The sequence below is a fragment of the Ruegeria sp. CG3 genome (genome assembly GCF_056537205.1).
Genome location: NZ_JBQFRC010000002.1, coordinates 352788 through 372663 on the forward strand (window position 1 = coordinate 352788; position 19876 = coordinate 372663).

Below are 19876 nucleotides of genomic sequence, written 5' to 3' on the forward strand. Positions count from 1 at the left end.
ACGCAATTCCCAGCCGAGATGCAGGTCAGTGTCGGACTATACGGGGGCCGTAGCTGACTGACTGGTCAGAGCAGACAACATGACCACGTCTTATTAACTCGCCAACTAGCGTTTCTAGTTCTTCGTGTTCCAAGGTCTTTCGAAAAAGGGCATTCACCGTTCCTTTTAGGGTTTTGATCTTCCTTGGACGCGAAGTTCCTCTAGACTGCAAACTGTCAACAATCGCATCAATTTTTTGATCTAACGAACTTGCGTTCGAGATTTTGACGAATGGGATTTCGGATATGTCAATATGACGGAGAGCAGGGATCTTCCTTTGTCGCAAATGTGCAATCAAAGGGTCGAAGCCCTTGTCACGAGAAATAATATGAAAGTATGCATCGGCATTGTTGGCCGCGAGTTCTCCCAAATAAAAAGCGATATGGAAGTCTAAGGCATTTGAGCCGTTACCTGTTATCTTCTTATAACCAGCACTTTCTCCTAAGCTTTGAAGTGCTTTTGCGAAGTCAAAAGGTACACTCTTTTGGTTAGCGCCAACGAAGACAATTAACTTGCAGTCATGCCCACTGAGGAGTTCAAGGTTCTTCGGCTGAACATTTTCGAAGTCGATCAGGATAAAGTTTTTTTTCAAAGGCCGTGCTCCAATTCGAGTTCGAATCAAATACAGATTACTGGATAAGATCAATAGGAAGCACCTTTATCCGCTGTGGGCTCGAACCAAACCTTCACCGCACCTGAATCGACAACCCAATTCCTGCGCAATGCAGACAAGGACTCGAAAAAGAACAAAACAAGAATATAATGACGACTCGCCATGTATGCCGAGCTGTCGATCACGTCGAACTTCACCTTTCTCACCGGGGCCTCGCACCCCGAGGAGTACATGGAGCGCGCCGTCACCCTGGGCCTGCCCGCCATCGCCATCGCCGATGACAACTCGGTGGCCGGCATCGTCCGCGCCCACACCCAAGCGCGCGAGATCGCCCGCAAGGTCCGCGAACGCCGCGCGTGGGAGGAGCGGAACACGCCCATCGGCCCGCCCTGCCCCGATCACATCCCGAAACCGCCCTCGTTCCCGGTGCATGCGGTGCCGCGCCTGATCCCGGCGGCGCGGCTGATCTTTACCGACGCCCCGCCCGTCACCGCCCTGCCCCTCAACCGGCAGGGCTGGGCCAGCCTGTGCCGCCTTCTGTCCACCGGACGGCTGCGCGCGGCCAAGGGCGACTGCATCCTGCACCTGTCCGACCTGCTGGAGTTTTCCGACGGCCTCCACCTGCTGCTCTGGCCACAGGCGGGCCGTCCGACCGGCGGCGCGAGCGGATGGCGGACACAGGCGCAACAGCTGACGCGCCGCTTTGCCGGGCGCATGCATTTGCTGATGCATCCGCGCTATGACGGGGCGGATTCGATGTTTTTCCATTTGTTAGAGACTGAATCGCGCCATCTGGGCCTGCTCACCATCGCCAGCGCCGCGCCGATGATGCATCACGGCTCGCGCCGCCGGCTGGCCGATGTGCTGACCGCGATCCGGCTGCGCCGCAAGGTGGACGATCTGGGCCGTCACGCGCTGGCCAATGGCGAACAGCGCCTGCGGTCCGAGGCCGAGATGCTGCGCATCTTCAAGGGGCACGAAGGCGCCGTGGCCCGCGCGTATGCGCTCAGCCAGGAACTCACCTTCTCGCTGGACGAGCTGCGCTATGAATACCCCAGCGAGGTCAGCGGCACCGAAACCCCCACCCAGCGCCTGCACCGTCTGGCGCATGAGGGGCTGGCCTGGCGCTATCCCGCCGGCGCACCCGAAAAGGTCAAGGCGATGCTGGCGCATGAGCTGACCCTGATCGGCAAGCTGAAATACGAGCCCTATTTCCTGACCGTCCGCGACATCGTGCAGTTCGCCCGCGGCCGCGGGATCCTGTGCCAGGGGCGCGGCTCGGCGGCCAATTCGGTGGTCTGCTATTGCCTGGGCGTCACCTCGGTCAGCCCCGAGATGGGCACCATGGTCTTTGAACGCTTCGTCTCCGAGGCGCGGGACGAGCCGCCCGACATCGACGTGGATTTCGAACATGAACGCCGCGAAGAGGTGATCCAGCACATCTATGAACGCTATGGCCGCCACCGCGCGGGGCTGTGCGCCACGGTGATCCACTATCGCGGCAAGCGCGCCATCCGCGAGGTGGGCCGCGCCATGGGCCTGACCGAGGACACGATTTCCGCCCTGTCCTCGCAGCTGTGGGGGTTCTTCTCGACCGCGGGTCTCGAGGCCGAACGAATGCGCGAGATCGGCCTCGACCCCGAGGATCGCCGCCTGAAACAGACTCTGACACTGGTTCATCAGATCAACGGCTTCCCCCGCCACCTGTCCCAGCATGTGGGCGGGTTCATCATCACCGAGGGCCGTCTGGACGAGCTGGTGCCCATCGAGAACGCCACGATGGAGGACCGCACCGTCATCTGCTGGGACAAGGACGACATCGATTCCCTGGGCATCCTCAAGGTCGATGTCCTGAGCCTTGGCATGCTGACCTGCATCCGCAAGGCCTTCGACCTGATCGCCCAGCACCATCAGACGAGTTACACGCTCGCCACCCTGCCGCCCGAGGACCCGGCGGTCTATGACATGCTGTGCCGCGCGGATTCGGTGGGCGTGTTCCAGGTGGAATCACGTGCTCAGATGAACTTCCTGCCCCGGATGCGGCCGCGCAATTTCTATGATCTGGTGATCGAGGTCGCCATCATTCGCCCCGGCCCCATCCAGGGCGACATGGTGCATCCCTATATCCGGCGTCGGAACGGCGAGGAGGAGGTCAGCTTCCCCTCGGACGCGCTGGGCGAGGTGCTAGGCAAGACGCTGGGCGTGCCGCTGTTTCAGGAACAGGCGATGCAGATCGCCATCGTCGGCGCGGGCTTCACCCCCGAACAGGCCGACCGGCTGCGGCGGTCGCTGGCGACCTTCAAGAAGCACGGCAATGTCAGCGAATTCCGCACCCTGTTCCTGCGCGGGATGCAGCGCAACGGCTATGACGCCGAATTTGCCGAGCGCTGTTTCTCGCAGATCGAGGGGTTCGGCTCCTACGGCTTCCCCGAAAGCCATGCGGCCAGCTTTGCGCTGCTGGTCTATGCCAGCGCCTGGATCAAGTGCCACCATCCGGGGATTTTTGCCTGCGCGCTGCTGAATTCGCAACCAATGGGGTTCTATGCCCCCGCCCAGATCGTGCGCGATGCGCGCGAGCATGGCGTGCAAGTGCGTCCGGTCTGCATCAATGCCAGCTTCTGGGACAACGTGATGGAGCCAGACGGCCATGGCGGGCTGGCCCTGCGGCTGGGCTTTCGCCAGATCAAGGGCCTGAGCGAAGAGGACGCCAGTTGGCTGACCGCCGCGCGCGGCAACGGCTACCACCAGGTTGACGACGTCTGGCGCCGCGCGGGCCTTGGCCCCTCGGTGATCGAGCGTCTGGCCGAGGCCGATGCCTTTGCCGCCTGCGGCCTGACCCGGCGCGAGGCGCTGTGGCAGGCCAAGGCGATCGCCACCGCCAAACCCCTGCCCCTGTTCGCGCAGGATCTGGAAGGCGAGGCGCTGGACGAACCCGCCGCCCATCTGCCGCAGATGTCGCTGGGCGAGCAGGTGGTCGAGGATTACGTCGCCACCCGCCTGAGCCTGCGCGCGCATCCCGTGGCCCTGCTGCGGCACCTGCTGACGCCGGGGCAGCGCGACAATTCCGCCCCTGCATCCGGGCCGGAAAACGCGGTATCTGCCCGGAACAGAGCCTGAATCGAAAGCCCCGACCATGACCCGGCCCGTGCTGCCCCCACGTTTTCCCGCCACGCCCGACCAGATCCAAGCGCAGGTCACCGCATTCTACGCCCGCGTCCGGCAGGACGCCCTGCTGGGCCCGATCTTCAACCGCCACGTCACCGACTGGCCCGCGCATGAGGACCGGATCGCCGCCTTCTGGCGCAACGCCATCCTGTACGAGCGCGTCTACAGCGGCAATCCGCAGCGCGTGCATATCGAGCGTCCGGACGTGAAACCCGAAATGTTTGCCCATTGGCTGGACCTGTTCGAAGAGGTCGCCCACGGCACCCTGCCCCCGGAAACGGCCACGCCCTGGGTGGCGCTGGCCCGCCGCATCGGCGCGGGGATGCAGGCCGGTGTCGCGGTCGCCCGCCAACCGGCCGGGGCTCCGCCGATCCTGCGCTGAACGGCCGGCCCCGCAGACATGTTAGCGGTAAAGTTTGGACTATCCGACTCTGCCGATTGGGTTTAATCAGGCCTCAGACACCTGCCAAAGCATCCAATCGCCCGGGACCAGCCAGATGAGCACACAGAACTCGACCCTGCAGGGACTTGGATTTGCCTTTCTCGGGTTTGCCGTCTTTGCCACCCATGACGCGCTGATCAAGACGCTGGGCGGCACCTATTCCGTGCTGCAGATCATCTTTTTCGCCACGCTGTTCTCCTTTGTGCCGATGGCGGTCACGATTCTTGCGGACAAGGCCACTGGAAACTTCCTGCCCCGCCATCCTTGGTTGGTCATGCTGCGCTCGGGGCTGATGGTCACGGGTATGTCCTGTGCCTTCTACGCCTTTTCGGTCCTGCCCCTGGCCGAAGTCTATTCGCTGCTGTTTTCCTTTCCGCTAATCGTCACCGTCCTGTCGATCCCGATTCTGGGCGAGGTCGTGCGCGCCCAACGCTGGGCCGCAGTGGGCGTGGGCCTGATCGGGGTACTGATCGTCCTGCGCCCCGGCGCGACCGAGATCACCCTCGGCCACCTTGCCGCCCTGACGGCCGCGTTCTGCAGCGCCTTCGCATCCGTGCTGGTGCGAAAGATCGGAAACGAGGAACGCTCGGCGGTGCTGATCCTTTATCCGATGCTGCTGGCGATCGCGGTCATGAGCCTTGCGCAACCAGCGGTCTATCAGCCGCCTTCGCTGATCCATCTGGCGATGATGGCCTTGGTCGGCGTGTTCTCGGTGATCGCCCAGCACCTGATCATCCTGGCCTATCGCGCGGCACCAGCAGGCGTGGTTGCACCCAGCCAGTACAGCCAGATCATCTGGGCCACGATCTTCGGCGCAGTGTTCTTTGGCGAAAAGCCCGACAAATGGGTGGCCGTGGGGGCCGCGATCATCATCGCATCGGGCATCTTCGTCGTCTGGCGCGAAAGCCGGGCAGACGTGTCCACGAACAAACCGGTTCTACGTGTGCGTTCGCCACGCGTAGATACGGGCGCGTCAGCAAGGCCAAAGTCGAACACCGACCAGTCTTGAGCTGAGCCGCCACAAAAAAAACGGCGCAGATCGACTGCGCCGTCCCATTTTGTCAAGGTGAACCAAGCGTCAGTAAACTACCACAGACCGGATGCTTTCACCCTTGTGCATCAGGTCGAAGCCGGTGTTGATGTCGTCCAGACCCATGGTGTGGGTGATCATCGGGTCGATCTCGATCTTTCCTTCCATGTACCAGTCGACGATCTTGGGCACGTCCGTGCGCCCACGTGCGCCGCCGAATGCGGTGCCGCGCCACGATCGGCCGGTGACCAGCTGGAACGGACGGGTTGAGATCTCGGCCCCCGCGGGCGCCACGCCGATGATGATGGATTCGCCCCAGCCCTTGTGCGCCGATTCCAGCGCCGCGCGCATCACCTGCACGTTGCCGGTGGCGTCAAAGGTGTAATCCGCGCCGCCCTTGGTCAGGTTCACCAGATAGGGGACAAGATCGCCCTCGACCTCGGACGGGTTGACGAAATCGGTCATGCCGAATTTTTTGGCCATCTCGACCTTGGCGGGGTTCAGGTCAACGCCGACGATCTGATCGGCCCCGGCCAGACGCAGGCCCTGAATCACGTTCAGTCCGATGCCGCCCAAGCCGAACACGATGGCACGGCTGCCGATCTCGACTTTGGCGGTGTTGATCACGGCGCCGATGCCGGTGGTCACGCCACAGCCGATATAGCAGATCTTGTCGAACGGCGCGTCCTCGCGCACCTTGGCCAACGCGATTTCAGGCAGAACCGTGTGGTTCGAAAAGGTCGAGCAGCCCATGTAATGCAGGATCGGATCCCCATCCAACGTCGAAAACCGCGAAGTGCCGTCGGGCATCAAACCCTTGCCCTGCGTCTCGCGGATGGCCTGGCACAGGTTGGTCTTGGGGTGCAGACAGTATTCACACTCGCGACATTCGGGAGTGTAGAGCGGGATCACGTGATCGCCCGGCTTCAGGCTGGTCACGCCGGGGCCGACCTCGACCACGACGCCCGCGCCCTCATGGCCCAGAATGGCCGGAAACAGGCCTTCGGGGTCGGCGCCCGACAGGGTGAATTCGTCGGTATGGCAGATGCCGGTGGCCTTGATCTCGACCAGAACCTCGCCCGCCTTGGGGCCTTCGAGGTTCACGTCCATCACTTCCAAGGGCTTGCCCGCCTGAACGGCGACGGCGGCACGGGTTCGCATGTTGCTTGTCTCCCTGTCTTGTTTGACCCGACCCTGCGTCAAATACAGGGTGTTTTCAACTGCGCTTTCATGGCAGTCTCTGTAAGCTTTTGATATTTCAGAAACGACATTGCCGAAAAGAGGAGCGCCAATGTACCGGTTCATCCCGATCCTGATCGTCCTGGCCGCCTGCGCCGAAACCGACCTGCCCGAACCGGGCTCTGCCGAGGTGGATGCCGCCCCGGTGGATCTGGCCTTCTGCAAGGGCGAACCCTTTGCCCAGTCCGTGGGGCAACCGGTCTCGACCATTCAGGCCAGCCTGCCGGAACGGAGCCGCGTTCTGGGCCCCGATGACATCGCCACGCAGGATTACCGCATCGACCGGCTAAACGTCTATGTGAACGGAGCCGGGGTCATTCAGCGGCTGACCTGCGGATAAGGCGGACTCGACTCGGGGCATGATTCTCAGATAAGAACAAAATGAGAACACTTTGATGTCTGCCCGATGCCCAAACGCCGAATACTCTCGCTGTGGTTCCCCCGTCTGGGGGCCGAACGGCTGATCCGCGCCGCGCGGGGCCTGCATACAGGCCCGCTGGCGGTGGTGGCCGAACAGTCGAACATGCAGGTCATCACCTCGCTGAACACTGATGCACAGGCCGCCGGTCTGCGCGTGGGCCAGCCGGTGCGCGATGCCCATGCCATGTGCGCGGCCCTTGTCACCCGCCCCCGCAACGCCCCGGCCGAGGCTGCTTTTCTGACCGCGCTGCGCCGCTGGGCGGGCAAGTTCAGCCCCTGGGTCGCCGAAGAGGCGCCCGATGGCCTGATCGTCGATCTGTCGGGCTGCGCCCACCTGTTCGGCGGCGAAGAGGCGCTGCTGGACGTGATCGAGACCGACTGCGCCGACATGGGTCTGAGCGTGCAGATGGGCATTGCCGACACGCTGGGCGCGGCCTGGGCGCTGGCGCGCTATGCCGGGCAAGAGGCCACCTCGGACCGCAGCGGCGACGCCATCTCCCAAGAGGCCCGCGCCACCCGCGCCCGCGCCGGCAAGCGGCGGCACTGGACCAAGGGCGGTGCCGCGCCGCAGGTGGTGGCCGTGGGCGGCGGGGCCCGGATCGCGCCGCCGGGGCAGGCCTATGGCGCGCTCGCCCCCCTGCCCATCGCGGCGCTGCGGCTGGACGACCAGACCGTGGCGCAGCTGAACCGGCTGGGCCTGCGGCGGATCGGCGATCTGCTGGGCCAGCCGCGTGCCAGTTTGGCCCGCCGGTTCGGGCGCGGGCTGGTTCTGCGGTTGGATCAGGCGATGGGCAGCGCGCCCGAGCCGGTCTCGCCCGCGCGGCCCCCGCATCACTTTGCGGTGCGGATGACCCTGCCCAACCCGATCGGTCTGGCCGAGGACGTGATGGCCGCCATCGACCGGATGCTGCCGACCCTGTGCGCCCGGCTGGAAGAAAAGGCGCGCGGGGCGCGGACCCTGCGGCTCGAGGCGCACCGCACCGATCAGGCGGCCGAGATCATCGAGATCGGGCTGGCCCGGCCGAGCCATGACAAACACCGCATTCGCCCTTTGTTAGAGATGAAAATCGATCAGATCGATGCGGGCTATGGCATCGACATGCTGCGCCTTGCGGCGGTGCAGACCGAGCCGGTGCATGCCCGCACCCTGACCGGCCATGCCGAGGCCAGCCGCGCCGTGCGCAACCGGCTGGAAGGGAACACGGCGCTGGACGATCTGATCGGAAAGCTGGGCGCGCGGGTGGGGCTCGAGGCGATCACGCGGCAGCACCCGGCGGCCTCGCACATCCCCGAGAAAACCGCACAGACGCTGGCGGCGGCTTGGTCGGAACCGGCGCGCGACTGGCCCGCCCCGCCGCGCCCGCGCCCCCTGCTGATGTGGCGGCCCGAGCCGGTGATGGCCCCCGACCGTCCCGATGTGCCCGCCAATTTCCGCTGGCGCGGGCGCGACTGGCACCTGGCGCAGGCCACCGGCCCGGAGCGGATCGCCCCGGAATGGTGGCTGGACGACCCCAACTGGCGCAGCGGCGTGCGCGATTACTGGGTGGTGGTGACCGAACAGGGCGAGCGGCTATGGCTGTTCTACGGCCATGGCGGCACCATGTCGGCGGGCTGGTTCTGTCAGGGACTCTTTGGTTAGAGTCTATTTTCCACGATAGACCAGAAGATCCGGAAGGTAGTCGATCAGCCGGATGACCCACGAAAACGGCGCCGGAAAGTCGGTACGGAAGCGCCGGCGCGCCATTGCGCGCAGCACGCGCTGCGCGGCGTCTTCGGGCTCCATCAGCATCGGCATCTTGAAGCTGTTCTTGTCGGTCAGCCGGGTCTTGATGAACCCCGGATTGACGATGCGCACCGTCACCCCGGTTCCGGCCAGGTCATGCCGCATCGTTTCGGCCAGCGAGATCAGCGCCGCCTTGCTGGACCCGTACCCGATCGCCGCAGGCAGTCCGTGATAGCCCGCCAGCGACCCGATCAGGGTAATGTCGCCACGCCCCGCCTTCACCATGGCCGGCACGGTTTCCCCCAGAACCCGCAGCGCGCCTGAATAGTTCACGTCGCTGATGGCCAGCGCGGCTTCGGTCTTCCAGTCCTGCGCGCGCATCGGCTCATAGGCCCCGGCGTTGTAGACCAGACCATCGACCGGGCCGATATCGGCGACGGCGCGGCGCACCTGCGCCAGATCGGTCACGTCCAGCGGGACTGCGCGGGCATGAGGCAGCGCGGCGCAGATCTGCTCCAGCCGCTCGGCATTGCGCGCGGACAGCACAAGGTGCGCGCCCTGACCGCTCAAGCCTTCGGCCAGCGCCCGGCCCAGACCTTCGCTGGCACCGATGATCCAGTAGGTTTTTCCGTCAAAACTGCTCATGCCGGGCGGTTCACACGTGCCGAAGCGTGAACAGCCGCGGTCTTGGGTTGGGTTGTCTCGATCATAACACCTTTCATTACGCGGAAGGGCATACCTCGGATCACCAGCAAACGCGATTGATGCAATCCTGACGCACAGCCCGCCGATCAGCGGGAAACATGTAAAAACATGGCCCGGATTTGATCCGCTCCGGCCTACCCTGCGTATCTTATTGTAAAATGTCGCATAAAGAGGATGGCATGTTCGACGAAACCCGGGGCGTACGGAAAAAAATCGCAATTGTAGGCGCAGGCATCTCAGGATTATCAGCGGCTTATTACCTGTCAGAGAGCCACGACGTCACCCTGTATGAGGCCGAACCCCGTCTGGGCGGACATGCGCGCACGGTGATGGCCGGGCGCAACGGCGACCAACCTGTCGATACCGGGTTCATCGTTTTCAACTACGCCACCTATCCCTACCTGACCAAGCTGTTTGGCGAGTTGGACGTGCCGGTCATCAAAAGCGAGATGAGCTTTGGCGCCACCATCGACAATGGTCGCATCGAATATGGCCTGAACAATCTGCGCACCATCACCGCGCAGAAGCGCAACCTCGTGCGGCCCTCCTACTACAAGATGATCGCCGACATCCTGCGCTTTGGCAAAGAAGCGCCCGAGGCCGCCCGGGATGATGACACCACGATTGGTGAGCTGGTTGACCAGATGCGGCTGGGCCACTGGTTCCGCAACAATTACCTGATGCCGATGTGCGGCGCGATCTGGTCAACTCCGGTGGAGTTCGTCGATCAGTTTCCGGCGCGGTCGCTGGTGCAGTTCTTCCGCAACCACGCCTTGCTGTCCAGCAAACGCGGCGCCCAGCACCAGTGGTGGACGGTAAAGGGTGGCAGCATCGAATATGTCCGCCGGATCGAATCCGCGTTGCGCGGCCGGGGTTGCGACATCCGCCTGGGCGCGCCGGTCTCTAACGTCGAACGCGATGCCTTGGGCGTGACCGTTCAGGCCCAGGGCCGCTCGGATCAGTATGACGAGATCATCCTGGCCACCCATTCCGACCAGTCCTTGGCCATTCTGGGCCAGAACGCCACCACCGACGAGGCCGCGGCGCTGGGCGCGATCCGCTATCAGCCCAACCGCGCGGTCTTGCACTGCGACCCCAGCCAGATGCCGCGCCGCCGCGCCTGCTGGTCCAGCTGGACCTACCGCTCGCAGGCGGGCAACGTGGGCGTGACCTATTGGATGAACCGGTTGCAGAACATCCCTGAAAGCGACCCGTTGTTCGTCACCCTGAACCCGTCTTCCGACATCGCGCCAGACAAAATCTATGACGAGGTGGAATTCGCCCATCCGGTGTTCGACAAGGCCGCGCTGAAAGCGCAGGGCCAGATCCGCGAGATGCAGGGCCGCAACCGGACCTGGTTCGCCGGCGCCTACAACCGGCACGGGTTCCACGAAGACGGAATCGCAAGCGCGATGCACGTGGTCGGGCTGTTGACCGGCGATCCGCAAACCAACGGAGCTGAAAATGCGATATCTGATCCAAGCGTCGCTGTCCCGGTTACGGCCAGCCCGTAACGCAGCGATCCTGAGCCTGGTTCTGCTGGCCCCTGCCGGGCTTGCGGCCACCCCCGTCACCAACCTGCTGCCCGATGCCGAGCTGCGTGGCACTGCCACCTTCCGGTTCCTCGGTCTGCCGATCTACGACGCGCAGCTGTTCACCAAAGGCGGCGGCCCGCTCAGCTGGTCGCAGGATTTCGGGCTGAAGCTGACCTATCGGAAATCGCTGAAGCAGAAGGCGCTGATCGAATCCACGCTGGACGAGATGGCCCGGCAGGGCAACAGCGCCCCGATCGAGGCGCAGTTGAAAACCTGCTATCAGGCGGTCGGCGCCGGTGACAGCTACCTGGCCGTCACCAAAGGCCCCGACGCGATCGAGTTCTGGCGCAACGGGCGCAAGACCTGCACCCTCTCCTATCCGGGGATCAAGCGCAGTTTCATGTCGATCTTTCTGGGCAACAACACCCGGTCCGCCGCCTTTACGCGTCAGCTGCGGGGTCAGTGATGCTGTATCCGCGTGTCAGCCTCTATGCGCTGATGCTTGCTGCGGCGGGTATCCCGCTCTACATCCACTTGCCGCGTTTCGCGGCGGTGAACCTCGGGATCGGCCTGGGCGTGATCGGCACGGTTCTGCTGCTGATCCGGCTGGTGGATCTGGTGCAAGACCCGCTGATCGGCTGGGCCATTGACCGCTGGCCCGGCGCGCAGATGGGTTTTGCCGTCTTGGCCGCCGGAGGTCTGGCGGTCGGTTTTCCGCTGTTGTTTTCGCTGCCGCAGGGGGCGAGCGTCAGCGTCCTCGTGGCGATCCTGATCCTGCTGTTTTCCGCCTACAGCCTGGGCACGATCCTGCTTTACGGCCGCAGCGCGACGCTGGCGAAACAGGCCACCCCGCGCGAGTTGATGACCCTCGCCGCCTTTCGAGAGGGCGGGCAACTGGCCGGCGTGGTTCTGGCCGCCAGCGCACCGGCGCTGTTCGTGGCTTTGGGCGCGGGCGCGCAGGGCTATCCGGCCTTCGGGCTGTTTCTGGGCGCGTTGGCGCTGGTCACCATGATGCTGACATTGCCGATCTGGCGGCGCGCGCCCGTCACCGGGCAGGGCCTGTCCTTCGACGGGCTGGGTCAGGCCGGGGCCCTGCGTCTGCTGGCGCTGGCGCTGGTCAACAGCCTGCCGGTTGCGATCACCTCGACCCTGTTCCTGTTCTTCGTCGAGGACCGGCTGCAATTGCCGGGCAAGGCCGGGCCGCTGCTGATCCTGTTCTTCCTCAGCGCCGGGGCCACAGTGCCGCTCTGGGCGCGGCTCAGCAACCGGATCGGCCCGAAACAGACTCTGATCATCGCGATGCCGCTTGCCATTCTGGGCTTTGTCGGCGCTGCCATTCTGGCGCCCGGCAACCTGGCCGGGTTTGCGGTTATCTGCCTGGCGTCGGGGGCGGCGCTGGGGGCGGACATGGTGGTTCTGCCGGCCATGTTCTCGGTGGTGCTGACACGCGCGGGGCTGAATGCCTCGGCCGCCTTTGGCATCTGGTCTTTCGCCGGCAAACTGGGGCTGGCATTGGCCGCATTCTTCACCCTTCCGCTGCTGGAACGCAGCGGCTTCGTGCCCGGTCAGACGAATTCGGCGCAGGCGTTGGAAACGCTCAACCTGGCCTATGCCGTGCTGCCCTGCATCCTGAAACTCGGCGCGTTCGGAATGGTCCTGACGCTGCCTACAGAGGTACCCGCAAAATGACATTCCTTCTGATTGCCGCACTGGCCGTATTGGCCCTGATCGCGGTCAAAACCCGCCTTCTCAGCTTTCGTGCGCAATCGCCGTCGGACTATGCCGGAACCGGCCCCGATTTCTCGCTGAAGGATAATCTGAACGGGGAGATCCTGTCAGAAGGGCTGATCTATGGCCCGACCGGCAAGATGTCGAACAGCTTCGTGGCGCGGATGATCGGGGAATGGAACGGCAATTCCGGCACCCTGACCGAGTATTTCACCTATTCGAACGGCAAGCAGATGACCCGCAAATGGTACCTGACCATGGGCACAGGCAACAGCTTTACCGCAACCGCCGACGACATCGTCGGCGAAGGCCGCGGTGCGATCTCGGGCGCGACGGTCAAGCTGACCTATCGCATCGTTCTGCCCGAAGACGCCGGAGGCCACACCCTGGACGTCACCGACTGGATGTACCTGACCGAGAGCGGGGCGATCATGAACCGCTCGGAAATGCGCAAGTTCGGCCTGAAGGTGGCCGAGCTGGTCGCCACGATGCGCCCCGCCCCGCCAGAAAAGACCGCGCATGTGCCCGGCGCAAACGGTCATGACCGCACGGCCGACCCGAGGGCCCTGCAATGACCCGGCTCATGAAACGACTGGCCTTCGCGTGCCTGCTGCTGACGGCGGCCTGTGCCTTCAAACCGAAAGTCCCGACCACTTTCCTGTCGGACCGCCAGCTGAACCTCGAAGAGTTCTTTGAGGGCCACACCGTGGCCTATGGGCAGTTCCAGGACGTTCTGGGCAACATCCCGCGGCGGTTCACGGTCGACATCAACGGGACATGGGATGGCCAGACCCTGACTTTGGTCGAAGACTTCGTCTATGACGACGGCGCCACCGAACAGCGCATCTGGACCCTGACCAAAACCGGCGAGGATACCTGGACCGGCACCGCGCCCGGCGTTCTGGGCACCGCGTCGGGAACCGAGCGTGGCGACACGTTCAACTGGAAATACCGCATCGACCTGCCGGTGAAGGACGGCACGATGCGCGTCGATTTCGACGACTGGATGTGGCTGCTGGACGATGACCGCCTGCTGAACCGCGCCTATGTCTCGCGCTTTGGCATCCGGCTGGGGGAAGTCGTGTTGTTCTTCGAAAAGAAGTAACCGCTCGGCGCGGCGTCCTAATCAGTCTTTGGAAAAAGTGGTGAGCCGTGCAGGATTCGAACCTGCGACCCACTGATTAAAAGTCAGTTGCTCTACCAACTGAGCTAACGGCCCACTCTTTTCATCGGATCTTTGCGATCCGTGGCGCTGTCTAAGGCATTTTCCCGACCGGGTACAAGCCCTTTTTCGCACCGCGTTCCGCCTGAAATCATTGTGTTCCCGGCGTCCCGATAGGCGGCCTAATTAGGGTTGAGGCGGCGGGGGGTCAACCCCTTTTTTCAGGAATCTTCGCGCCGGGCTGGATTCATGTCTGCGGCAAGGCTATATGCCCGCCATGCAGCAACGATCCGACACCGGTTTGCCCTTCATGAAGATGCACGGGCTTGGCAATGACTTCGTCATTGTGGACGCGCGCGCGCATCCGGTGCAGATCACGCCGGCGCTGGCGCGCGGGATCGGACACCGGCAGTTCGGGGTCGGATTCGACCAGCTGGCCGTCATCGAAAACGGCGAATCGGATGCGCATCTGGTGTTCTACAATGCTGATGGGTCGATCTCGGCCACCTGCGGCAACGCCACCCGCTGCATCGCCCGGTTCCTGATGCAGGAAAGCGGCAAATCCGAACTGACGCTGACCACCAGCCACGGCACGCTGCAGGCGCGGGACGCGGGCGACGGGCTGACTTCGGTCAACATGGGGCACCCACAGCTGGACTGGGCCGACATTCCATTGGCCGAAGAGGTGGATACGCTGGAACTGCCGATCGAAGGCGGACCGGTGGCCACCGGCATGGGCAACCCGCATTGCACCTTCTTCGTCGAAGACGCCGAGGCGATTCCGCTGGAGGAATTCGGCGCGCGCTATGAGCATCACCCGCTCTATCCCCAGCGCACCAATGTGCAGGTCGCCCAGATCATCGGGCCGGATCACATCCGCATGCGGGTGTGGGAACGCGGCGTGGGAATCACGCTGGCCTCGGGCTCGTCGTCGTGTGCCACGGCGGTGGCAGCGGCGCGGCGCGGCCTGACCGGGCGCAAGGTGCAGATCGACCTGGACGGCGGCACCATCTGGATTGATTGGCGCGAGGACGGCGTCTGGATGACCGGCCCCACCTGCCATGTCTTCTCGGGCACGCTGACGCCCGAGTTTCTGGAGCCGCTGTGATGAACCCGCCGAAATTCACCACGCTGGGTTGCCGGCTCAACGCCTATGAGACCGAGGCGATGAAGGAGCTGTCGCAGCAGGCCGGGCTGACGGACGCGGTGATCGTGAACACCTGCGCCGTCACCGCCGAAGCCGTCCGCAAGGCCCGGCAGGAGATCCGCAAGCTGCGCCGCGAGAACCCCAACGCCCGGTTGATCGTCACCGGCTGCGCCGCCCAGACCGAACCGCAGACCTTTGCCGAGATGGACGAGGTCGATGCGGTGATCGGCAACACCGAAAAGATGCGCCCCGAGACCTGGAAGGGCATGGCCGCCGATTTCATCGGCGAGACCGAGACGGTGCAGGTCGACGACATCATGTCGGTCACAGAAACGGCAGGGCACCTGATCGACGGGTTCGGCACCCGCTCGCGCGCCTATGTGCAGGTCCAGAACGGCTGTGATCATCGCTGCACCTTCTGCATCATCCCCTATGGCCGCGGCAACTCGCGCAGCGTCCCGGCGGGCGTGGTGGTGGACCAGATCAAGCGGCTGGTGGACCGGGGCTATAACGAAGTCGTGCTGACCGGGGTCGATCTGACCTCATGGGGCGCTGATCTGCCCGCGCAGCCCAAGCTGGGCGATCTGGTCATGCGCATCCTGAAACTGGTGCCCGACCTGCCGCGCCTGCGCATCAGCTCGATCGATTCGATCGAGGTGGACGAGAACCTGATGCAGGCCATCGCGACCGAGCCGCGCCTGATGCCGCATCTGCACCTGTCGCTGCAGCATGGTGACGACCTGATCCTGAAACGGATGAAGCGCCGCCACCTGCGCGACGACGCCATACGCTTCACCGAAGAGGCCCGCAGGCTGCGCCCCGAGATCACCTTTGGTGCCGACATCATCGCGGGCTTTCCGACGGAAACCGAGGCCCATTTCGAGAACTCGCTGAAACTGGTCACCGACTGCGACCTGACCTGGCTGCACGTCTTCCCCTATTCCAAGCGCGAAGGCACGCCGGCGGCGCGCATTCCGCAGCAGGTCAACGGCAAGGTGACAAAGCAACGTGCGGCCAGGCTACGTGAGGCGGGTGACGCGCAGGTAGCCAGACACCTGGAAGCCCAGCTGGGCAAGACCCATCACATACTGATGGAAAATCCCCACATGGGCCGGACCGAGCAGTTCACCGAAGTGACATTTGCGAACGCGCAACCCGAAGGACAGATCGTGACTGCCGCCATCACCGGGGTTCGCGATCAGCAGCTGGTGGCCTGACGTCTCTCAGGCAGGCCCGTCAGTCGCCAGAAGCTCTTCCATGAAAACACTGATCAATTGAGCGCGTCCGTCCACGCCGGCTTTTCCATAGATCGAAGCCGATTGCGCGCGAACGGTACCCACGGCGCGGCCTCGGATCCGAGCGATATTCTCATTGTCGACGCCCTTGAGGATCAACAGGCCCACTTCGCGCTCGGCGCTGGTCAGGCCCCAGCGGGTAAAGAAAGTGTCGATCACGGCGCTCATTTCTCCCTGCGCCGCGCGCAGGCCTTGTTTTGTCTGGTCCATTCGCGCCAGCAACCTGCGCAGCTCAAGCATGAAGAACAGGACGCCAAGGCAAAGGACGGTCGCGACCAGGGATTCCAAAACGAGATGCGCCAGAGGCTCGCTGCCATCGAGGTCCAGAATGGCATCGCCCATGTAGAATGCGGCACATAGACCCTGAACCACGATCATCGCCCCCATCAGAACGGCCCGGCGTGCATCCGCATCGCCGGACCGCAGGTTTTCGGTGATCCATTTGATCATTTGGTCGACCAGCCATCAGGAATATTCTTGTCTCCTGATACCATGGCTTTGACCAGTGCGACACCGGTTCGACGTTGGTCCAAAAGCACGCCAAGCACGTGCAGAACAACGCTTAGCATCAGCCAGTTGAACGCCAGCTCGTGCGCATCCTCGACCCAACCCACCCCGAAGAAGGCCGTGGTACGCATCATGATGCCTGTGGCGCAGATGACGCCCAACGTCATCCAGATGTTGTAGACCATCAGCGCGCCCAGAGGATTGTGCGACAGGTGAACCGACCGGTCGCCCCGAACGGTGTCACGTACATGTCGGACCGCAGCATTCGGGCTGAACGGGAATGCCGAGAACCTGGCCGGTGCCGGCCCAAGGACGCCCCAGGCCAGGCGCAGCAGAACCAGCCCAAGAACGGCATATCCGACATATTCATGCAGCAGCCCCTCAGGGTCGGTCACAGCGGCGTTGAGCAGAATGCCCAGAACCACCGACCAGTGGATCAGGCGGACCAAAGGGTCCCAGACCCGGATGGTGCGGGCGCCCTCGCGCCCGCTTTCGTACTGGATGGACTCGGACATTGCCGGTCACTTGTCCTCGATCTTTTTGATCTTGCCGGACGCGGGGTCCACATAGACCTCGGCCATCTGTCCGTCTTTCACGACATAGGCCTCGATTTCACCGTCCTCCATTTCGATCTTGCGCACGTCATAGCCAAGCACGGTCAGAGCGGTGCGCACCTCGGCCTCGGTCTTGCCCAGTTCCGTATCCGGCGCCAGATCCAGAGCCAGAACGGGAGTGGCCACAAGCAACGCGGCTGCAAGTATGGGTAGTTTCATGTCGGGTCTCCTCGGTTTCGATCCTGCGTCAGACCGCCTGACGCTGTCGAAAACCTGAGCAGCCGACCCCGCCGACGCCATGCGCATTCCGCTTAAAAGCTGTGAATAAGCCCGCGCTGATGCCCAGTTCGGCGAGTTTCCGACCGTACAAAGAAAAAACCCCGCGCCATGCGCGGGGTTGTCTTGCTATTGCAGGTGACCTTTAGGTCAGACCGACTTTTTGCCTTTGACCGGCGCCCACAGACGCTTGTTCACCAAGTAGAGAAGCACCGACATGATGGTCAGGAACAGTACCCCGACAAAGCCCGAGGCCTTGCGATCCATCATTTTCGGTTCGGCGGCCCACATCAGGAACGCAGCGACGTCCTGGGACATGGCCTCGACGGTGTTTTCGTGTCCGTCGGCAAACTCGACCTGTTCGTCAGACAACGGCGGACCCATCGAGATCCAGCCGCCCGGGAAGGCGGTGTTTTCGTACAGGATCGTGCCGGCCTCTTCTTTTTCCTTGCCGGTATAACCGTCCAGCAGCGACGCGATGTATTCAGCGCCACCCATGCCTTTGACCAGCTGGTTGATCCCCAGACCGTAGGGGCCGTGGAAGCCTGCACGTGCCTTGGCCATCAGGCTCAGGTCAGGTGCGCCCACGGCATCGTTGGCCGGGAAGTGATCGGTCGGCCTGGCCGGGCGGAAATCATCCAGCTCGGGATCGAACACCTCGAATGTGCCGGCGGCATAAGCGATGACTTCTTCTTCCGAGTAGCCCAGCGCCGTGAGGTCGCGCAGCGGAACGTATTTCAGACCGTGGCAGGCCGCGCAAACCTCGGTATAGATCTGCAGGCCGCGCTGAAGCTGGTTCTGATCGTAAGCGCCAAAGGCCCCTTCGAACGAGAAGTCGAAGTCCTCGATATGCTGCTCGCCGCCTCCGGCTGCGGATACCGCAGCAGGAGCAAGGGCGATGGCAAACGCGGCACCGATTGCAAGTTTCTTGAACATGGTTTCCGGTCCCTCTTCTTACTCGGCCGGCGTGGCGTCGGCGTCAGCCTTGCCATAATGCGCGTTGAAGTCTTCTTCGATGGTTTCCGGCTGGGCATCGGGCTTTTCGATGACACCCAGGATCGGCAGGATCACGAAGAAATAGGCGAACCAGTAGGCGGACGCGATCAGCGAGAAGGTCGCATAGGGCTCTTCCGCCGGCATCGCACCCAGCCACATCAGGGCAAAGAAGTCGATGACCAGAAGGTAGAACCACCATTTGAACATCGGGCGGTACTTGCCCGAACGCACGGTCGAAGTGTCCAGCCACGGCGCCAGCGCCATTGCCAGGATTGCACCGAACATCGCCAGAACACCAAAGAACTTGGCGTCGATGATGCCGCCAGTGATGAAGCTGGCGAACTGCACGACCCAGACTTCGCTGGTGAAGGCACGCAGGATCGCGTAGAACGGCAGGAAGTACCATTCGGGCACGATGTGCGCGGGCGTGACCAGCGGGTTGGCTTCGATGTAGTTGTCCGGGTGGCCCAGGTAGTTCGGCATGAAGCCGACGATTGCCCAGAACACGACCAGGATGACGGCCAGCGCGAACAGGTCCTTGATCACGAAATAGGGCCAGAACGGCAGCGTGTCTTTCTCGGCCTCGGCTTTCGACGTGCGGCGAACTTCAACACCCGTGGGGTTGTTGTTGCCGGTGGTGTGGAAGGCCCAGATATGCACGATGACCAGCCCTGCGATGATGAAGGGCAGCAGATAGTGCAGCGAGAAGAAGCGGTTCAGCGTCGCGTTGTCGACGGCCGGTCCGCCCAGCAGCCAGGTCTGGATCGCTTCGCCCACGAAGGGGATCGCGCCGAACAGGCCGGTGATCACGGTGGCGCCCCAGAAGGACATCTGACCCCAAGGCAGAACATAACCCATGAAGGCGGTGCCCATCATCATCAGGTAGATCAGCATGCCGATGATCCAGGTCACTTCGCGCGGCGCCTTGTACGAACCGTAGAACAGGCCGCGGAAGATGTGGATATAGACCGCCACGAAGAACAGCGACGCGCCGTTCATGTGCAGGTACCGCAGCATGTAGCCGCCGTTTACGTTGCGCATGATGTGCTCGACGCTGGCAAAGGCCAGATCGACATGCGGGGTATAGTGCATCACTAGAACGATGCCGGTGACGATCTGCAACGCCAGGCAGAAGGTCAGGACGATGCCCCAGATCCACATCCAGTTCAGGTTCTTCGGGGTGGGGATCATCAAAGTGTCGTATAGAAGACCGACAATGGGCAGACGGCTGTTCAGCCACTTCTCGCCGTTGGTCTTCGGTTCATAGTGATCGTGCGGGATACCGGACATGAGCGCGTCT

At 63.2% G+C, this 19876-nt stretch carries 20 protein-coding genes and 1 tRNA gene; 12 read left to right on the plus strand and 9 right to left on the minus strand.

What is annotated here, in order from left to right; translation table 11 throughout:
- Positions 1-25: 25 nt before the first annotated feature.
- Positions 26-631, minus strand: a complete 606-nt coding sequence (locus ACR0NB_RS12310) for a PIN domain-containing protein (RefSeq protein WP_480775833.1) — start codon at positions 629-631, stop codon at positions 26-28.
- Between the two features lie 183 nt (positions 632-814).
- Between ACR0NB_RS12310 and ACR0NB_RS12315 the strand changes: the two genes are divergently transcribed.
- From ACR0NB_RS12315 to ACR0NB_RS12325, 3 genes are all read left to right on the plus strand, one after another.
- A complete protein-coding gene (locus tag ACR0NB_RS12315; RefSeq protein ID WP_480775834.1) occupies positions 815-3769 on the plus strand; it encodes an error-prone DNA polymerase in 2955 nt (984 codons plus the stop codon).
- 16 nt (positions 3770-3785) lie between these two features.
- Positions 3786-4199, plus strand: coding sequence for a group III truncated hemoglobin (locus ACR0NB_RS12320; protein WP_480775835.1), 414 nt, complete (start codon positions 3786-3788; stop codon positions 4197-4199).
- A 115-nt stretch (positions 4200-4314) separates the two neighbouring features.
- Positions 4315-5268: a DMT family transporter gene (locus ACR0NB_RS12325; protein ID WP_170364052.1), complete on the plus strand. Its 954-nt coding sequence runs from the start codon at positions 4315-4317 to the stop codon at positions 5266-5268.
- Between the two features lie 69 nt (positions 5269-5337).
- Here the strand turns inward: ACR0NB_RS12325 and ACR0NB_RS12330 are convergent, their stop codons facing one another.
- Positions 5338-6450: an S-(hydroxymethyl)glutathione dehydrogenase/class III alcohol dehydrogenase gene (locus tag ACR0NB_RS12330; protein WP_170364051.1), complete on the minus strand. Its 1113-nt coding sequence runs from the start codon at positions 6448-6450 to the stop codon at positions 5338-5340.
- Between the two features lie 130 nt (positions 6451-6580).
- Between ACR0NB_RS12330 and ACR0NB_RS12335 the strand changes: the two genes are divergently transcribed.
- Positions 6581-6868, plus strand: a complete 288-nt coding sequence (locus ACR0NB_RS12335; RefSeq protein WP_170341819.1) for an I78 family peptidase inhibitor — start codon at positions 6581-6583, stop codon at positions 6866-6868.
- Positions 6869-6934: 66 nt separating this feature from the next.
- Entirely contained in the window at positions 6935-8587 is a 1653-nt protein-coding gene (locus ACR0NB_RS12340) for a Y-family DNA polymerase (RefSeq protein ID WP_480775836.1), read from the plus strand.
- A 3-nt stretch (positions 8588-8590) separates the two neighbouring features.
- On the opposite strand, the gene ACR0NB_RS12345 is transcribed toward ACR0NB_RS12340, so the two are convergent.
- Entirely contained in the window at positions 8591-9316 is a 726-nt protein-coding gene (locus ACR0NB_RS12345) for an SDR family NAD(P)-dependent oxidoreductase (protein WP_170364049.1), read from the minus strand.
- A 239-nt stretch (positions 9317-9555) separates the two neighbouring features.
- Here ACR0NB_RS12345 and ACR0NB_RS12350 point away from each other — a divergent pair, with 239 nt between their 5' ends.
- Genes ACR0NB_RS12350 through ACR0NB_RS12370 form a run of 5 tightly spaced genes read left to right on the plus strand, consistent with a single transcriptional unit; the run spans position 9556 to position 13744 of the window.
- Positions 9556-10890 carry an NAD(P)/FAD-dependent oxidoreductase gene (locus tag ACR0NB_RS12350; RefSeq protein WP_480775837.1) on the plus strand — a complete coding sequence of 445 codons (1335 nt, stop codon included), beginning with the start codon at positions 9556-9558 and terminating at the stop codon, positions 10888-10890.
- Positions 10841-11377 carry a hypothetical protein gene (locus ACR0NB_RS12355; protein WP_170360385.1) on the plus strand — a complete coding sequence of 179 codons (537 nt, stop codon included), beginning with the start codon at positions 10841-10843 and terminating at the stop codon, positions 11375-11377. The genes ACR0NB_RS12350 and ACR0NB_RS12355 overlap by 50 nt, the downstream gene beginning before the upstream one ends.
- Positions 11377-12600 carry an MFS transporter gene (locus ACR0NB_RS12360; protein WP_480775838.1) on the plus strand — a complete coding sequence of 408 codons (1224 nt, stop codon included), beginning with the start codon at positions 11377-11379 and terminating at the stop codon, positions 12598-12600. Before ACR0NB_RS12355 ends, ACR0NB_RS12360 begins: the two co-directional genes overlap by 1 nt.
- The gene (locus ACR0NB_RS12365) at positions 12597-13214 is read left to right on the plus strand and encodes a DUF3833 domain-containing protein (RefSeq protein WP_480637063.1); all 618 of its coding nucleotides are present in this window, start codon (positions 12597-12599) and stop codon (positions 13212-13214) included. The genes ACR0NB_RS12360 and ACR0NB_RS12365 overlap by 4 nt, the downstream gene beginning before the upstream one ends.
- A gap of 8 nt (positions 13215-13222) precedes the next feature.
- Positions 13223-13744 (plus strand): DUF3833 family protein, encoded by a 522-nt coding sequence (locus tag ACR0NB_RS12370; RefSeq protein ID WP_170364402.1) that lies wholly within the window; start codon positions 13223-13225, stop codon positions 13742-13744.
- Positions 13745-13782: 38 nt separating this feature from the next.
- Here the strand turns inward: ACR0NB_RS12370 and ACR0NB_RS12375 are convergent.
- A tRNA-Lys gene (locus tag ACR0NB_RS12375) sits at positions 13783-13858 on the minus strand.
- Positions 13859-14069: 211 nt separating this feature from the next.
- Here ACR0NB_RS12375 and dapF point away from each other — a divergent pair.
- Together dapF and mtaB are read left to right on the plus strand one after the other, a co-directional pair.
- Complete coding sequence (dapF, locus tag ACR0NB_RS12380; protein ID WP_170582374.1) at positions 14070-14909, plus strand: diaminopimelate epimerase; 840 nt, start codon at positions 14070-14072, stop codon at positions 14907-14909.
- The gene (gene mtaB, locus ACR0NB_RS12385) at positions 14909-16165 is read left to right on the plus strand and encodes a tRNA (N(6)-L-threonylcarbamoyladenosine(37)-C(2))-methylthiotransferase MtaB (protein ID WP_480775839.1); all 1257 of its coding nucleotides are present in this window, start codon (positions 14909-14911) and stop codon (positions 16163-16165) included. Before dapF ends, mtaB begins: the two co-directional genes overlap by 1 nt.
- 6 nt (positions 16166-16171) lie before the next feature.
- Here the strand turns inward: mtaB and ACR0NB_RS12390 are convergent, their stop codons facing one another.
- The 5 genes from ACR0NB_RS12390 to petB form a co-directional block, all read right to left on the minus strand.
- Complete coding sequence (locus ACR0NB_RS12390) at positions 16172-16693, minus strand: helix-turn-helix transcriptional regulator (protein WP_480775840.1); 522 nt, start codon at positions 16691-16693, stop codon at positions 16172-16174.
- A complete protein-coding gene (locus ACR0NB_RS12395) occupies positions 16690-17265 on the minus strand; it encodes a cytochrome b/b6 domain-containing protein (protein ID WP_480775841.1) in 576 nt (191 codons plus the stop codon). Before ACR0NB_RS12395 ends, ACR0NB_RS12390 begins: the two co-directional genes overlap by 4 nt.
- Before the next feature lie 6 nt (positions 17266-17271).
- Positions 17272-17523: a PepSY domain-containing protein gene (locus tag ACR0NB_RS12400; RefSeq protein ID WP_480775842.1), complete on the minus strand. Its 252-nt coding sequence runs from the start codon at positions 17521-17523 to the stop codon at positions 17272-17274.
- A gap of 207 nt (positions 17524-17730) precedes the next feature.
- Positions 17731-18516 carry a cytochrome c1 gene (locus ACR0NB_RS12405; RefSeq protein WP_480775843.1) on the minus strand — a complete coding sequence of 262 codons (786 nt, stop codon included), beginning with the start codon at positions 18514-18516 and terminating at the stop codon, positions 17731-17733.
- Between the two features lie 18 nt (positions 18517-18534).
- The gene (gene petB / locus ACR0NB_RS12410; protein ID WP_093964026.1) at positions 18535-19866 is read right to left on the minus strand and encodes a cytochrome b; all 1332 of its coding nucleotides are present in this window, start codon (positions 19864-19866) and stop codon (positions 18535-18537) included.
- Between the last annotated feature and the right edge of the window lie 10 nt (positions 19867-19876).

What these genes read in the sequence shown, in the direction of transcription:
- ACR0NB_RS12340 (WP_480775836.1), top strand. Translation starts at nt 6,935, where the DNA reads ATGCCCAAACGCCGAATACTCTCGCTGTGGTTCCCCCGTCTGGGGGCC.
- dapF (WP_170582374.1), top strand. Translation starts at nt 14,070, where the DNA reads ATGCCCGCCATGCAGCAACGATCCGACACCGGTTTGCCCTTCATGAAG.
- ACR0NB_RS12320 (WP_480775835.1), top strand. Translation starts at nt 3,786, where the DNA reads ATGACCCGGCCCGTGCTGCCCCCACGTTTTCCCGCCACGCCCGACCAG.
- ACR0NB_RS12330 (WP_170364051.1), bottom strand. Translation starts at nt 6,450, where the DNA reads ATGCGAACCCGTGCCGCCGTCGCCGTTCAGGCGGGCAAGCCCTTGGAA.
- ACR0NB_RS12360 (WP_480775838.1), top strand. Translation starts at nt 11,377, where the DNA reads ATGCTGTATCCGCGTGTCAGCCTCTATGCGCTGATGCTTGCTGCGGCG.
- ACR0NB_RS12400 (WP_480775842.1), bottom strand. Translation starts at nt 17,523, where the DNA reads ATGAAACTACCCATACTTGCAGCCGCGTTGCTTGTGGCCACTCCCGTT.
- ACR0NB_RS12395 (WP_480775841.1), bottom strand. Translation starts at nt 17,265, where the DNA reads ATGTCCGAGTCCATCCAGTACGAAAGCGGGCGCGAGGGCGCCCGCACC.
- ACR0NB_RS12350 (WP_480775837.1), top strand. Translation starts at nt 9,556, where the DNA reads ATGTTCGACGAAACCCGGGGCGTACGGAAAAAAATCGCAATTGTAGGC.
- petB (WP_093964026.1), bottom strand. Translation starts at nt 19,866, where the DNA reads ATGTCCGGTATCCCGCACGATCACTATGAACCGAAGACCAACGGCGAG.
- ACR0NB_RS12325 (WP_170364052.1), top strand. Translation starts at nt 4,315, where the DNA reads ATGAGCACACAGAACTCGACCCTGCAGGGACTTGGATTTGCCTTTCTC.
- ACR0NB_RS12345 (WP_170364049.1), bottom strand. Translation starts at nt 9,316, where the DNA reads ATGAGCAGTTTTGACGGAAAAACCTACTGGATCATCGGTGCCAGCGAA.
- ACR0NB_RS12355 (WP_170360385.1), top strand. Translation starts at nt 10,841, where the DNA reads ATGCGATATCTGATCCAAGCGTCGCTGTCCCGGTTACGGCCAGCCCGT.
- ACR0NB_RS12335 (WP_170341819.1), top strand. Translation starts at nt 6,581, where the DNA reads ATGTACCGGTTCATCCCGATCCTGATCGTCCTGGCCGCCTGCGCCGAA.
- ACR0NB_RS12315 (WP_480775834.1), top strand. Translation starts at nt 815, where the DNA reads ATGTATGCCGAGCTGTCGATCACGTCGAACTTCACCTTTCTCACCGGG.
- ACR0NB_RS12405 (WP_480775843.1), bottom strand. Translation starts at nt 18,516, where the DNA reads ATGTTCAAGAAACTTGCAATCGGTGCCGCGTTTGCCATCGCCCTTGCT.
- ACR0NB_RS12365 (WP_480637063.1), top strand. Translation starts at nt 12,597, where the DNA reads ATGACATTCCTTCTGATTGCCGCACTGGCCGTATTGGCCCTGATCGCG.
- mtaB (WP_480775839.1), top strand. Translation starts at nt 14,909, where the DNA reads ATGAACCCGCCGAAATTCACCACGCTGGGTTGCCGGCTCAACGCCTAT.
- ACR0NB_RS12390 (WP_480775840.1), bottom strand. Translation starts at nt 16,693, where the DNA reads ATGATCAAATGGATCACCGAAAACCTGCGGTCCGGCGATGCGGATGCA.
- ACR0NB_RS12370 (WP_170364402.1), top strand. Translation starts at nt 13,223, where the DNA reads ATGAAACGACTGGCCTTCGCGTGCCTGCTGCTGACGGCGGCCTGTGCC.